The 13,410-nt window shown below is 55.3% G+C and carries 14 protein-coding genes; 10 read left to right on the forward strand and 4 right to left on the reverse strand.

Features of this window, described 5'->3' with window-relative positions:
• The first annotated feature begins 56 nt into the window (after positions 1–56).
• The 10 genes from MKY12_RS30865 to MKY12_RS30910 all read left to right on the forward strand — a co-directional run bounded on the left by MKY12_RS30865 (position 57) and on the right by MKY12_RS30910 (position 9,981).
• Entirely contained in the window at positions 57–314 is a 258-nt protein-coding gene (locus MKY12_RS30865) for a GlsB/YeaQ/YmgE family stress response membrane protein (RefSeq protein WP_036722871.1), read from the forward strand.
• 132 nt (positions 315–446) lie between these two features.
• Positions 447–1,163 (forward strand): lantibiotic protection ABC transporter ATP-binding protein, encoded by a 717-nt coding sequence (locus MKY12_RS30870; protein ID WP_036722872.1) that lies wholly within the window; start codon positions 447–449, stop codon positions 1,161–1,163.
• Complete coding sequence (locus MKY12_RS30875) at positions 1,156–1,884, forward strand: lantibiotic immunity ABC transporter MutE/EpiE family permease subunit (protein ID WP_339312117.1); 729 nt, start codon at positions 1,156–1,158, stop codon at positions 1,882–1,884. The genes MKY12_RS30870 and MKY12_RS30875 overlap by 8 nt, the downstream gene beginning before the upstream one ends.
• A 1-nt stretch (position 1,885) precedes the next feature.
• The gene (locus MKY12_RS30880; RefSeq protein ID WP_339312118.1) at positions 1,886–2,644 is read left to right on the forward strand and encodes a lantibiotic immunity ABC transporter MutG family permease subunit; all 759 of its coding nucleotides are present in this window, start codon (positions 1,886–1,888) and stop codon (positions 2,642–2,644) included.
• 392 nt (positions 2,645–3,036) lie between these two features.
• Complete coding sequence (locus tag MKY12_RS30885) at positions 3,037–3,699, forward strand: response regulator transcription factor (protein ID WP_339252332.1); 663 nt, start codon at positions 3,037–3,039, stop codon at positions 3,697–3,699.
• Positions 3,696–5,087: a HAMP domain-containing sensor histidine kinase gene (locus MKY12_RS30890; RefSeq protein ID WP_339312119.1), complete on the forward strand. Its 1,392-nt coding sequence runs from the start codon at positions 3,696–3,698 to the stop codon at positions 5,085–5,087. Before MKY12_RS30885 ends, MKY12_RS30890 begins: the two co-directional genes overlap by 4 nt.
• 129 nt (positions 5,088–5,216) lie before the next feature.
• Positions 5,217–5,855, forward strand: coding sequence for a response regulator transcription factor (locus MKY12_RS30895; protein ID WP_339312121.1), 639 nt, complete (start codon positions 5,217–5,219; stop codon positions 5,853–5,855).
• Complete coding sequence (locus MKY12_RS30900; RefSeq protein ID WP_339312123.1) at positions 5,852–7,201, forward strand: sensor histidine kinase; 1,350 nt, start codon at positions 5,852–5,854, stop codon at positions 7,199–7,201. The genes MKY12_RS30895 and MKY12_RS30900 overlap by 4 nt, the downstream gene beginning before the upstream one ends.
• A 164-nt stretch (positions 7,202–7,365) precedes the next feature.
• Entirely contained in the window at positions 7,366–8,316 is a 951-nt protein-coding gene (locus tag MKY12_RS30905; protein ID WP_339252340.1) for a hypothetical protein, read from the forward strand.
• A gap of 33 nt (positions 8,317–8,349) precedes the next feature.
• A complete protein-coding gene (locus MKY12_RS30910) occupies positions 8,350–9,981 on the forward strand; it encodes an S-layer homology domain-containing protein (RefSeq protein ID WP_339252342.1) in 1,632 nt (543 codons plus the stop codon).
• Positions 9,982–10,111: 130 nt separating this feature from the next.
• On the opposite strand, the gene MKY12_RS30915 is transcribed toward MKY12_RS30910, so the two are convergent.
• From MKY12_RS30915 to pnuC, 4 genes are read right to left on the reverse strand one after another with little or no spacing between them, the layout of a single operon-like run.
• Positions 10,112–10,552: a DUF6097 family protein gene (locus MKY12_RS30915; protein ID WP_339252344.1), complete on the reverse strand. Its 441-nt coding sequence runs from the start codon at positions 10,550–10,552 to the stop codon at positions 10,112–10,114.
• A 24-nt stretch (positions 10,553–10,576) separates the two neighbouring features.
• A complete protein-coding gene (locus MKY12_RS30920) occupies positions 10,577–11,470 on the reverse strand; it encodes an NUDIX hydrolase (RefSeq protein ID WP_339252346.1) in 894 nt (297 codons plus the stop codon).
• Between the two features lie 26 nt (positions 11,471–11,496).
• Positions 11,497–12,507 (reverse strand): AAA family ATPase, encoded by a 1,011-nt coding sequence (locus tag MKY12_RS30925; RefSeq protein ID WP_339252348.1) that lies wholly within the window; start codon positions 12,505–12,507, stop codon positions 11,497–11,499.
• Positions 12,504–13,187 carry a nicotinamide riboside transporter PnuC gene (gene pnuC, locus MKY12_RS30930; RefSeq protein WP_339312125.1) on the reverse strand — a complete coding sequence of 228 codons (684 nt, stop codon included), beginning with the start codon at positions 13,185–13,187 and terminating at the stop codon, positions 12,504–12,506. Before pnuC ends, MKY12_RS30925 begins: the two co-directional genes overlap by 4 nt.
• Positions 13,188–13,410 lie beyond the last annotated feature (223 nt).

Below are 13,410 nucleotides of genomic sequence, written 5' to 3' on the forward strand. Positions count from 1 at the left end.
ACCTATCGCATTTTCCAACATACCTTGAATAAACCAACTAGAAAGGGGACAAATCAATGTATCTGCTCTGGGTAATCATCGTAGGGGGACTCATCGGCTGGCTAAGCGGCAATCTAATCGGGCGTGATGTTCCGGGAGGCGTACTGGGCAATGTAATCGCCGGATTCATCGGTTCCTGGCTGGGCTCCGAGCTGCTTGGTCCAAGAGGCCCTGTAGTAGGTGGCTTCCACATTGTTCCGGCCATTATCGGCTCCATCGTTGCGCTATTGATCTTCTTTGCCCTGGCCCGCGGCGGCGCCTTCCGGCGTCGTTAATCCTTCCTGCCGGCTGCTGCAAAGTCAACACAGAGCCCCTCCTGTTCAACCAGGCAGGGGCTCTGCCATGTCATCCTTACAGAATCCTTAGAATCTGCCCTTAGAGTAGAGGGAGAGAAAGGATGATATACTATGCAGGAACATATTCTGGAAATACAGGATCTATGTAAAAGCTTCAAACGCCAGACAGCCGTAAACAACGTATCGTTAACTGTTGCACGCAATTCGGTCTACGGGCTGCTCGGTCCGAACGGTGCAGGCAAATCGACCCTGCTCAAAATGATTACCGGCATGCTGCGGCCCGATTCCGGGACAATCCGCTTCCAGGGCCAGGAATGGACCCGGAAGGACTTAAGCCGGATCGGCGTATTAATTGAAGCACCTCCGCTGTACGATAATCTGACCGCCCGGGAGAATCTGAAGGTACGCACGCTGGCCCTCGGACTCCCGCAGTCGCGTATCGAAGAGGTGCTTGCCGTTGTCGATCTGACCGCAACCGGGAAGAAGCGGGCCGGACAATTCTCCATGGGGATGAAGCAGCGGCTCGGCATCGCCATTGCGCTCCTCAACCAGCCGGAGCTGCTGATTCTGGACGAGCCGACGAACGGGCTGGACCCGATCGGGATTCAGGAGCTGCGGGAGCTGATCCGCTCCTTCCCGGAGCAGGGAATCACCGTCATCCTGTCCAGCCACCTGCTCTCCGAGGTAGAGCAGACGGCAGATCATATCGGTATCATCGCGGGCGGCGTGCTGGGCTATCAGGGTCCAATCTCCCCGGACCAGGACCTGGAGGCGTTGTTCATGCAGGTTGCTGCGGCCCACCGGAGGGACGGTGCGGTTCATGCTTAATGTCATACAGGCCGAACGCCTGAAATGGCGGCGGACCTTCATTCCCAAGCTGACTTGGCTTGCCCCGGCGGTTGCGCTTCTGCTGTGTGCGGTGCTCATGGGCGGCAGCCTGTTCCAGAGCGGCTCCTACAACTGGTGGTACACCCTGTTCCTGCCCGGTGCGCTGAGCCTGGCCTGTTCGCTGGCGCTGCTCAAGGATGCCAAGCTGAAATACCGCAGCCTGCTGGCCCTGCCCTTTACACCGGGTACGCTCTGGACCAGCAAAATCCTTGCCTGCACCGGTTGGCTGCTCACTACTCTAGCCGTGTTCCTGACCGGCGTTACAGCCGGTGGCTTGCTGTTCGGACAGATGATTACACTGCCAAGCAGTCTGGCAGGCAGCGCGCTGATCTTCCTCACCTTCCTGTGGCAGATTCCGCTGTGCCTGTTCCTGGCTGCCCGGCTCGGATTATTCGCAGCCATCCTGCTGAACCTGTTCGGTACTATTCTAGGTGTAGTTCAATTCGACAAGGGCGGCTTATGGGATTACATTCCTTATACAATTACCGCAAGGCTCATGTGTCCGGTGCTGTCCATCCTGCCGAACGGCCTGCCGGTCCCGGCGGACAGCCCGCTGCGCAGCACAGATATGATTCTTCCCGGTACGCTGGTCTCCCTCGGATGGTTCGCCCTTCTGTTCCTGCTGACCACCTTATGGTTCCGTAAACAGGAGGCGAAGTAGCATGAGTACATTGCCGGGTCTGCTCAGAGCTGATCTGCTCAAAACACGGCGCACCCCGTTTCTCCTGACCCATCTGCTGACTCCGCTGATCGGGGCTGCCCTATTCATAGCTTACTACTCCATTTCCTCTGCCAGCGAAGGGGTTAAGGTGATGGCGTTCATGCAGGCGGTCGCCTGTGCGTTTCCTACCCTCATCGGGCTGCTATGTGCGATGGCAGCGGAGCAGGAGGCTGCCGCCGGAGAATTCCAGGGAATGCTGGCCTTGCCTGCGGCAAGAAGCACCACCTATGCAAGCAAGCTGCTGCTCCTGCTGGGCTTCAGCCTGGGGGCTGTCCTGCTGATTTTCGTCCTGTTCAGCCTGGGCTTTGCCGGAATGCTGGGGCAGGACCGGCACGGCATAGTCTTTTATCTGACCGGGGCCGTGATCCTGTTCGCAAGCAATATCCTGCTCTATCTGGTTCACTTCGCTGTCAGCCTGCGGTTCGGCCGGGGCGTCTCCATCGGCATAGGAATCACGGGGAGCCTGCTCGCCGCCCTGATGCTGACTGGTCTTGGCGATATCCTGTGGCCGTATATCCCCTTCGCCTGGGGTGGACGTTTCCTCTCCCTGCTGGAGATTCAGCATTCGGGACTCCGGCTGCCCCGGGCTGAAACGGGACTGGCCACCGGCATATCCATCTGTACAGGAGCAACAATAGCCGCTGGCCTTCTCAGTATGTTATGGTTCAACAAATGGGAGGGCCGCTCTGCGGATAACTAGTAGACCATCAGATTTAAACGTGTGAAAATCACTTTTAACTCATCACTGGCTGAGGGTTGCTGTGCCTGATTAAGGTGCAAGGGATAGGCTTAATTGCAATCTGTACAACTAAATCGCCGGATGTGCCGCCGAATCTCTGTTTAGCTGTATTTCGTGCAACTAAAATGCTTCTGTACCCGTCTTTTCACCCATACCGGCAAATTTAGTTGTATGGAATACAGTTAGGAGAGGTATGACTTCCTTTTCATTGTTTTTAGTTGCACCGAATACACTTATCTCTGATTATTCGCTGCGAACGCAGCTTCATACCTTACGGCAATTATGGAATTAAAATAGTGCAGTGGGCATGATGAGGCCTAGCCTACTAATCTGTAAATGAGGGAATCCATGATATGGCCAAAATACTTGTGGTAGACGACGAACCCGCCATCCTGTCTCTGATAGCCAACGCGCTCAGTACCGACCGCCATCTGGTAACCACCTTCTCTGATTCCGCGCTGGTGCGCCGGACTGACCTCGGTGCGTATGACCTGATTCTGCTGGATGTGATGATGCCCGGCGTGGACGGCTTCACCCTGTGCCGGGAGATCCGCATGGCGGTGGATTGTCCCATTCTTTTTTTGACGGCAAAGACGCTGGAAAGTGACCTGATGTACGGACTGGGGCTGGGGGCGGATGACTATATTATGAAGCCCTTCGGCATAGGTGCGCTGCGGGCGCGGATCAACGCTCATCTGCGGCGGGAGAGCCGGGAGAAGCGCAACATTCTGTACATGGACCCTGTGCGCCTGAACCTCTCCGGTAAAGAGCTGTACGCCCGGGAGGACAAGGTGCCGCTGACCAAAAGCGAATATGAAATCTGCGAATTCCTGGCCCGCCACCGCGGACAGGTCTTCTCCAAGGACCATATCTATGAAGGGGTCTTCGGGATGGACGGGGACAGTGACAGCAGTGCGATTACCGAGCATATCAAGAATATCCGCGCTAAGCTGGCCCGGCACGGGCTGGAGGCCATAGAAACCATCTGGGGGATCGGATACAAGTGGAAGCTGTGAAACAACGTAAAGCCGTGCGACTGCGTACTTTTTTCCTAAAATACCTGCTGCTGCTTAGTCTGGGCACCATTCTGCTGCTGGGAGGACTGCTCGGTGTATTCGCGCTGGCGTTCGCCCAGGGGGCGCTGCTGCCTGCCAACTATGAGGAGAAGGCAATTGCCCAGTTCAAGCAGCAGTTAGCTGCTGATGTAACAGATACGGTTCCCCGGGTCCCAGACCGGCTGAATTACACCGTATTCACCTTGGACGGGAAGCCGCTGGCCGGCAACCTGACAGCTAAGGAGGCGGAGCAAGCCTGGAGAATAATCCGGGAGGGGAACAACAGAAGCGCCTACTACTATACCACCGCCGAGCATGGGCAGGAGCTATGGATCTTCCGCTATGTCCTGACACCGCAGTATGCTTCTCCAGTGCTGCGCAGCGCGCTGCCGAATCCCCAGCTCCTGGGCCCCTTGCTCTTCGTGCTCGGATTCCTGGTGATGGCCGCCCTGCTCGCGGCCCGGTTCGGCCGGAAGCTCTCGGAGCGGATGGCCGGACTGCAGGAAGCGACCGAGAACATCCGGCGCGAGAATCTGGAGTTCGCCGTCCATCCCAGCGGCATTGTGGAGATTGATGAGGTACTGGGCTCGCTGGACCGGATGAAGGATGCCCTGCAGACTTCACTGGAGAAGCAGTGGGAGCTGGAGCGCTCCCGCAGAGAGCAGATCTCCGCGCTGGCCCACGACATCAAGACGCCACTGACCATTATCCGGGGCAACGCCGAGCTGCTGCAGGAGATTGTAGAGACGGAGCCGCAGCGTGAATACAGCGGCTATATCCGCCGCAGCGCTGAAGACATTGAAGCCTTCGTGCAGGAAGTCATTGATCTGTCCAACCAGCAGGCCGGCTCCTCCCGCCAGAAGGTGCTGGTCCCGGCAGCAGAGATCATAGCTGAGCTGGAGCTGCAGATGAATGCCCTCAAGGCAGGCAGGAACCTGAAGACCTCTATCCGGCAGGAGAAGCTGCCGGAATACCTGTTCATTCACAAGGAGCTGCTGCTGCGGGGCATGATGAACGTGATTACCAATGCCGCCGAGCATACCCCGCCCGGGGGCAGCATTGCCCTGCTTGTCCAGAGCGGGCCGGATGCGGTTCAGTTCACGGTTACCGACACCGGCAGCGGCTTCTCGGCGGCCGACCTCCGGGAGGCCACCAGCCAGTTCTACCGGGGCGACCCGAGCCGCAGCTCCGGGAATCATCACGGAATGGGGCTCTATATTGCACGCTCTGTGGCCGAGCAGCACGGAGGCACGCTGAGCCTCAGCAACGACTCCGTCTCCGGCGGCGCCAAAGTCACGATGCGCATTACCAATCCGGAGCGTCTGATTACCCCGTCTGCGACTTCATAGAAATCTTCATCTCAAGCGGTTTTTGTGATTATTTTAATAGACAAATCCACTCAATTCACTGTTACGTTCCTTCTCTATCCGTAGTAGAATGAAGAGGTACCGCTAATCTTCTGCTCAAAGGAGAAGTCTATGGAGATCCAAATTCTGATTGTCGAAGATGATGCGGTATGGAGAAGCATGCTCGCCCGGTTCCTGAATAGCGAACCCGGTCTGCAGGTTATTCACACTACAGCTACCAAAGAAGAGGCGCTCACCTTTTGTACAAGCCATACAGTAGATGTGGTGCTGATGGATCTCAACCTGACGGAGCATCATCTGGACGGCCTCCAGGCTACGCTGGAGCTGAGCCTGACGGGCAACGAGGCCCGGGTGATTGTACTCACCTCCCTTACGGATGAGCGTACGATTCTGGATGCTTTTACGGCCGGTGCCATTCAATATGTAAGTAAATCGGATTTCCGCCTCATCCCGGGCACGATCCGGGAAGCGATGCGCTCCCGTTCTCCCCAGTCTGTTCTGGTCAGGGAATTCCTGCGGCTCAAAGAAGCCGAACAATATAACCGCCTGACGTTAGCCGAGAAGGAAATTATCTCGCTTAGCGAAGCAGGCAACGGCAGACAGGCCATGATGCGCTCGCTCCGCAAATCGGAAGGGACGCTGAAGAATCAAATTACCAGTATACTCCGCAAATTCAACTCCAAATCCCTGAAGGAGGTCGTCCGGGCTATCAAGAGCAGAGGATTAACCGACAGAGAACTTGAGCTATGATCCCCGCCTTGTTCATAACTCTGTTAGTAGCTTCGGTGGTTCTCTGGCTCAATTCGGGCAACGCCTCGTTCCGCTGGTTCAGTATTGCTCTGTTTGCGTCCAGCAGCAGCATTATCACCTATCTGCTTAGCGCAGCCTATCCGCAGACCAAGTACGATGTATGGATTAATACACTATATGCCGTTTCCGATGCTACAATTGCCTATACGTTCGGCATGTTTGGTGCTGTATATTCGGATTTGCTGCACAGGCGGCAGCGGCGGATGTACGGCTTTATTCTTATCATTGCGGCGTTAGCGGGACTTGCTGCTACCCCGCTCACGCCCGGCCGGCTCATCAATTACAGCGGCAGAAATGAATTGCCTATGCTGCTGTTCATCGGCTGTGCGTTAGGAATCAGCGCCGTGCTGCTTATTCTGGCGAATCTCCGTGAGAAGCACCCGTTCAAGCGCCGCGAGCGGATGCTGACGAACATGCTGGCGCTGCCGGTGATGGTGTATATTATAGTGAGCTATGCCTTTTATATGCGGGGGATTGACCTGTTTCAATTCAACCACCTCGTTAGCATAGGCTTCCTGTCCGTGTTCCTGCTGATCGGTCTGACAAGGGGCATCCTTGGAGTCCGGTTCAAGGTGGAGATGCTGAAGATAGACGCGTCCCTGCACACCTTGAAGGGAGGCTCCCATCTGCTGAACCATACCATTAAGAATGAGATCGGCAAAATAGACATCCTGCTCCATCAGATCCGGCGGGAGCTTCAGAGCGGTGAGCAGACTGGCGGCGGCCACCGGGAAACTCTCGGAATGGTCGCTTCGGCTGCCGAATCCATCGGCCATGTGCAAAATATGATGGGCAAGATCAACGAGTCCGTACAAGCCATTGACATTCAGGCTCAGACAATGAATCCTGCGCCTGTATTAGAAGCTTGTCTTGCAGCCTTTGCAAGGGTAGCTCCGCCGGAGATTCACCTCCATCATTCCCTGCATCCCGTCCAGGACGTATACTTCGATCCCCTTCATCTGAAGGAGATGCTGACCAATCTGCTGAACAATGCGGCCGAGGCCATAGAGCATCAAGGAGCGATTACCGTCCGGTTGTCGGAGACCTCCCGGGAAGCGGTCATCTCCATTCAGGATAGCGGCAAAGGGATTCCGCAGACGGCACTCCCGTATATCTTCGATCCCTTCTACTCCACCAAGAAGATGACCGCTCATTATGGTCTGGGCCTGTATTACTGCAAGAATGTGATGATGAAGCTTGATGGCTCCATCCGTGTAGAGAGTGAACCGGGGCAGGGCACCTGCTTTTACCTGTATCTCCGAAAAATAAAGCGCTCCTCCATATAACGAATTCCCCTGCCCGTAGGTCCTATAAAAGATAGGCGTTACGGGCTTTTTTTGCCCAATGATACAATGAACCATATCGAAATATAGGGAATCGCGTCGAATGATGTCATTTCACTGCGAAACCCGGTTCATTCTATTCATGTACAAAAAGGGGAGTTGCGAAAATGCAAGAACTGAAGAAAACACGCAAGAAGCTGTACATCAGCGCGGCTGTATCCGCTTGTCTGGTGCTTGGCGCAGTTCCATCCGCTTATGCCGGACCCGGCAGTCTGCTGGACAACAGGATCGGTAATGAGCTTGAGGCAGAATTCAACGTAACGGCAGTAAATGCCGAGGATACCGTTGTTCTATCCTGGGATTCTTCAGCTCTGAAGCTGGACAAGAAGGCCTATGATCTGACCAAGGATACTTCCAAGGAGATTGAATACTTCATCAGTCCTGGCGCGGAGAATGACGACAATCTGAAGGTCAGCGTACTGCTGGAGATTCCAACCGCTGCTGCGGGTGCCGTAGAGCTGGACAACCACCCAGAATCTTTTGTGGAAGGCAATTATACCTATTACTACATTGATAAAGGCCTCGAAGTCAATGTCGGCGATGCTGCGGATTCCAATGAATTCGATATTACCTTCAAGGCTGTATCCCCGCAGAACGCTCCATTTACAGCCAAGCTGCTCGCTGTTAAAGAGGTGAAGCCGGCGCAGAAGACAACCTTTAGCGGAAATCTGCAAGAGCCGAATCCTTATCAGCATAGAGATATGATCATGTACCTGAGTTCAGCGCCGGCAACAGCCGCTTCAACGGGAACGTTCGTTATTAATATCGGTGAAATGACTCCGAATTTCAGCGATGGCCAGTATGATGGATTCCTGTATACCGATAAAAAAGGCATCCCGCTGCTGGCAGAATATTATGATGCAGCCGCCCACACCTTCACGATTCCGGTAGAATTGGCAGCAGGCGATTCCTTAGAGGTATTCCGGCTGAACTACCCTACGTATTCTCTGACACCTAATTCACAGATGACAGCGAAGTTCGACCAGGACGGCGAAGAAACCGTCTATACGTTCAGCGATGAAGTGAAGGTAACCTACACTACGACCATGATTCCCTAACGAATGGAATGACACAGGATTGGAATGGTGATCATGAAAAAAGCAAGGATTGTACTCTATACCGTCTCCCTGCTCCTCGTCCTGCTTGCCTGCACGACTGCGGTATTAGCGTCTGAGGGCAACCGCCCTCCATCCGGGCTGGCGAATGTCGTCTCTAATGAACTGGAGATGGCATTCACGGTTACGCAGCCAGAAGTTAAACCTACAACTGCACCAGAAGCTACAACTGCACCTACTGCCACGCCAACTGCTTCACCTGAACCTGCCAGTACGCCTACAGCTACACCTCAACCTACGAGTGTGCCTACGGCTACACCTCAACCTTCAAGCGCACCGGCCGCAGGTGCAGTAAGCCCAGGCGGAAGTGAGCTGCTGACGGTTATCGTCGACAATGGAGACGGCACTACGATCTCCGGCGCGGCGGTGCGGCGGACCAGAGATGCTGCCGGACGCATTACCGACCAGGTGACCTTTGATGCGCAGCAGGCCGCCGCAAGTGTGGCGGGCGCCAAGGCTGCCGGACGGAGTGCGGCAAGAATCGTCATCCCGGACGCCGAGGATAAGGTGTCCGAGCTGAGGCTGCAGATTCCGGCAGCGGCTCTGGATGTACTGTTCAAGGGCGGTCTGGAGCTGGAGATTTACTCGGATAATGCGGCAATTAAGATTCCCAACGCATCGTTATCCGGGATCACGGAGGACCTGTACTTCCGGCTTGTGCCGATCAAGGATGCGGCACAGCGCGCTGAAGTTGAGGAGCGGGCCAGAGTGGAACGTGTTGTCAGGGAAACCGTGAGCGGCGAGGAGGTTCAGGTTGTTGCACGCCCGATGACCATCGAGACTAATCTGAGCAGCCGGGCTGTTGAAATCACGCTGCCGCTTAAGGGGGTTCAGCTGCCTGCAGACGGTAGAGAGCGGACGGCCTTCCTGGCTAAGCTGGCTGTCTTCATCGAGCATAGCGACGGCGACCGCGAATTGATCAGACCTGAATTCGTCCAGTACAAGCAGGGATTATCCGGCCTGTCCTTCGGCATCAACAAATTCAGTACGTTTACGATTCTCAAGCTGGAAGGCCTCGGGGCCGCTGCCCGGCATGATGCCTATATTCTGGGCTATCCGGACGGGACGTTCCGGCCTGAACGGGGAATTACCCGTGGAGAGCTGGCCGCAATCCTTCAGCGGCTGAAGGCGGAAGGGGCGGCTCCGAAGGCCCCGGCTGCTGCGGCACTGGCCGATATTACCGGCAAACGCTGGTCTGATGCGGCGGTGCAATACGCAGCAGCAGCCGGTCTGATCCAAGGTTACCCGGATGGAACCTTCAAGTCAGAGGCTGCTGTCAGCAGAGCCGAATTTGCCGCTATTGCCAGCCGCTGGCTGAACCTGCCGGCCGGCGATGGTTCAACCTTCGCAGATACGGCTACGCACTGGGCGGGTACGGAGATCGGAGCGCTTCTGCAGAAGAAGCTCATAACCGGTTACCCTGACGGTACCTTCCGTCCAGACCAGCCGCTGACACGTGCGGAAGCCGTTACGATCATCAATACTATTCTGCAGCGGAACAGCGAGAGCTGGAGCAAGTCTTCCTGGAGTGATGTGCCTGCTGCACATTGGGCCTTCCAGGCCATTCAGGAAGCTTCCGCAGCGCATGAGTATGCGGGCAAACCGTAATATTTAAAAAGATGTAGTCACAACAAATAGAGAAGCATCTCTTCCGTACGTTGAAGAAATGCTTCTCTATTCATGTTCGGTAACACAAGATTCTTTATCCGGATGAAAACAAGAATTAGGCCGTTTATGCTCAGGCGGCATGCATCCCCAGCTTTCCTTTCAGCTCCGGGTAGATTTGGCCGTACAGCTTCCGCCGCAGTACCGAATGGTACAAGGCCAGCACCAGCGTCACCACGATCAGCGCGGCAGGTACGATATACAGCACCGGATGATCCACGAAGTAGCCGAACACATCATAACCCCGGTTAATATACCTGCCGTAGATCGCGGCGATGGCAACCACCAGCAGCACCGGCAGGGCGAACAGACCGGACAGCATGTTGACCTTCTTCATCTTTTTGTAGGTGGATTGAAACGCGCTCTCACCCTGGGCTTCTTCGAGCAGCATGACCTGCTTATCGAAGGAGTCGCTTTTGCGTACCGGCATCTTGGATTGTGTAATGTAGTTGTGCAGCACATCCAGCTCGTGGCTGAATTCCATTGTTCTTAATATTGCTCTTCCTGCATTCATGGATGGTTCCTCCTAATTAAAAATTCAGACTTCTCCCCAGTTCCGCTGATACAAGCGGCGGGAGGGTGTGTGTTCCGTATGCTCTGTGTACAGGTTGGTCGCGGTTATAAGCGCAGCCACCTTGTCCAGGAAGACCGCCTTCGGCAACTCCTGGCCGAGAATCACCTCGTAGACCTGCTGCAACTCGGCCAGGGTGAATTGCTCAGGCATTAAGAGCAGCGCGATTCCGGTTCTCTCCGTCTCCTGACGCAGCCGTTCAATAGCATAGGCAATGATCTTGGCGTGATCAAAAGCAAGTCCGTCATTGGACAAGACGGCATACTGCACCGATCTTGCAGCCGGTGTCGCCGTCACCGTCTGTTCGATCACTGCTGCCAGCTCCTGCCCGCCCGCTTCCAGCCGAAGCTCATAGGTACGGGTGCGGATGCAGCCCTGCTCCAGCAGCTCTTTATGCTCCTGCCGGAGCTGGTAGCTTACCTTGAACCAGGCCGCAGCCTCGGCATCATCCCCTGCCTCTAATTGGCTACGGCGGCTGTCGACCAGCGCCATATAACTGCTGCTGATCACCCAGGTGCGGGGATCGCGCCCGGGGTCGCTGAAGGTGCGCAGCTGCTCCAGATAGACACCGGCCACGCCGGTCTCCTCCTCCAGCTCTCGCGCGGCCGCCTGATCTGTGGTCTCGTCCGGCTGGACGAAGCCGCCCGGCAGTGCCCACTTCCCGAGGCAGGGATGCCCGCCTCTGCGGATCAGCAGGAGGCGCAGCTCCTTCGCCGTAGCCCCGGGTTCATAGTCTGCCGCTGTATCCGTGGCGGTGAAGATCACCATATCCGCCGCCACGGAAGGCCGTTCATAGTCCCCGGCCCGGTACTGCTCCAGGAATTCACGCTCTGTAAGTCCGTTAGCATCTCTCAATTCCACATTCTCCGCCTCCTTCTGTCTCTGGCTCAATGCTCCAGCTCTCCGAAATAATTCCCGTACGGCTTGAATTTTGCCAGTACACTGTCCACCTTGCTTATACGTTCCGTAAGCGTGCCCCTAAGGGTTATATAGGGAATCCGCCTCTCCTTCAGATCTGCGATAATCTGCTGGTGGAACACATGCCGCTTCTGATCCCCGCTGCGGTCCCACGTATCGTCATAGGGAATATCATCGTCGCACAGGAAGAACAGGTCGTAGCGCTGCGCGTTCTCCAAGGCCAGCCGGGTTAGCAGCTCGGGTGCCTTCCCATGGTAATCCAGCGCATACATATAAGTGGTAATCGCATTCGTATCGACGAATAAATACCTGTTGGCATCAAGCAATGCCTGCTCTTCCCGCTCCAGATGCCCCACCCCGATCTCGTCAAAAGCCTCCAACCCAATCCGGCGGTCCACCTGATGCTCTGCCCAGTAATCCCGCCCGTATTCACTGGCAAAGGCCGTACCGTATTTCCGGGCAAGCGCTTCGGTGATCGTCGACTTACCGGTAGACATCGCCCCTACAAATACGACCTTGGTAATTAGATCGCGGTACACTAGCCCACTGACATAACCCCGGTATTGGTAAGGGTCCGAGCGGACCATCGTGGCCGATACCGGAACCTGCACCCTCGCCTCATCCACCCGCCGGTCAATAGCACCCAGCGCCAGACTCATATGCTCTCCATAGAATTCACTCGAATAAAAATGGGTCACCTGCTCGCCCTTCAGCAGCCCGAGAATATACTGCTCCTCCCGGATTTCATGCTCCCTGTCATCCGAGTATCCATCGGGGCCATCCCAGGCCTCGATTACCCGGACCGCAGGATAGAGCCTGCGAATCCAGTTGGCCCGGATCTGCAGCGGTACCGGAGAGACCTTGGTCTCATAGATCACCACAATCAGCTCGTCAACCTCCCGCAGCGCCGTCTCGAACATGAACTGGTGCCCTTTATGCAGCGGGGCGAACTTCCCGAGTGTTAATCCAAGTGTTTTCATGACAGCGCCTCCCTAGCCCCTTTGTTCCAGTTGTAGTAGCCGTAGACCGCATTAATCAGATAGGCGCTCCACATCACGATCATCAGCAGACCCTCCCCGCTGCCTTCCAGCGTCCGGATCACCCAGAGCAGCACTGTGAACATATTCAGCACAATATAGACCAGCCACTGCTCCTTGAAACGACGCACCATCAGAATCGTTGCCACTACCGATAACACGGTAGTCAGGGCGTCGATGTAAGGTGAATTCTGCGCGGGAATGAACGATAAGCCGAAGCCCAGCAGCAGCGCTCCCGCCACACAGACTGCAACGGTGAGCAGGATGCCCCTCGTTTCCATTTGGCGCATGGATAGCTTGCCGCCGTGCATGTTTCTTTTCCACATATAAAAGCCTGCAATATTCATGGGCACAAAGAATAGCAGATTCAGCATAACCTCGCCGAATAATCCGTTGATATAGGCCAAATAAGCATATCCGAACGTATTATACATCCCGAATCCATAGCTCGCCAGCTTCCCCTTCGCCGTCAGCACCACGCATAGTACCCCGGTGATGAAGACCGTGAACCCGAAGAGCGAATCCTTGGACATTACCGTAAAAACAACCGCGATCAGCGTAAAAATCACCAGCCAGGCGAGTTCAAACCCGCTCCAGTTGCCGGGTGCCTTCTTCATGCTCATCCCTCCGCTTCCTCTGTATCCTAAGAAATTGAATACTTATTAACTAATTGATAATTACATTTTGTTAATATCAAAATAACAGAATTTATGGCGGGATGCAAGCCCGATTTTCCACAGCTTATGAGATAGCGGTCTTCGGCCGCCTGTTGAGAACCAATCATTTGGAGGATTAGATAACGGCGGTATTAGGAAGCTATTAAAACCTCCTTCACACGTACAAGTC

It is taken from the genome of Paenibacillus sp. FSL M7-0896 (assembly GCF_037975415.1).
In the GTDB taxonomy this organism is placed as follows: Bacteria; Bacillota; Bacilli; order Paenibacillales; family Paenibacillaceae; genus Paenibacillus_AQ; species Paenibacillus_AQ silagei.

Coding starts and splice junctions, on each gene's coding strand:
- MKY12_RS30900 (WP_339312123.1), top strand. CDS start 5,852: ATGATCCCCGCCTTGTTCATAACTCTGTTAGTAGCTTCGGTGGTTCTC.
- MKY12_RS30870 (WP_036722872.1), top strand. CDS start 447: ATGCAGGAACATATTCTGGAAATACAGGATCTATGTAAAAGCTTCAAA.
- MKY12_RS30925 (WP_339252348.1), bottom strand. CDS start 12,507: ATGAAAACACTTGGATTAACACTCGGGAAGTTCGCCCCGCTGCATAAA.
- MKY12_RS30905 (WP_339252340.1), top strand. CDS start 7,366: ATGCAAGAACTGAAGAAAACACGCAAGAAGCTGTACATCAGCGCGGCT.
- MKY12_RS30880 (WP_339312118.1), top strand. CDS start 1,886: ATGAGTACATTGCCGGGTCTGCTCAGAGCTGATCTGCTCAAAACACGG.
- MKY12_RS30910 (WP_339252342.1), top strand. CDS start 8,350: ATGAAAAAAGCAAGGATTGTACTCTATACCGTCTCCCTGCTCCTCGTC.
- MKY12_RS30885 (WP_339252332.1), top strand. CDS start 3,037: ATGGCCAAAATACTTGTGGTAGACGACGAACCCGCCATCCTGTCTCTG.
- MKY12_RS30875 (WP_339312117.1), top strand. CDS start 1,156: ATGCTTAATGTCATACAGGCCGAACGCCTGAAATGGCGGCGGACCTTC.
- MKY12_RS30865 (WP_036722871.1), top strand. CDS start 57: ATGTATCTGCTCTGGGTAATCATCGTAGGGGGACTCATCGGCTGGCTA.
- pnuC (WP_339312125.1), bottom strand. CDS start 13,187: ATGAGCATGAAGAAGGCACCCGGCAACTGGAGCGGGTTTGAACTCGCC.
- MKY12_RS30915 (WP_339252344.1), bottom strand. CDS start 10,552: ATGAATGCAGGAAGAGCAATATTAAGAACAATGGAATTCAGCCACGAG.
- MKY12_RS30895 (WP_339312121.1), top strand. CDS start 5,217: ATGGAGATCCAAATTCTGATTGTCGAAGATGATGCGGTATGGAGAAGC.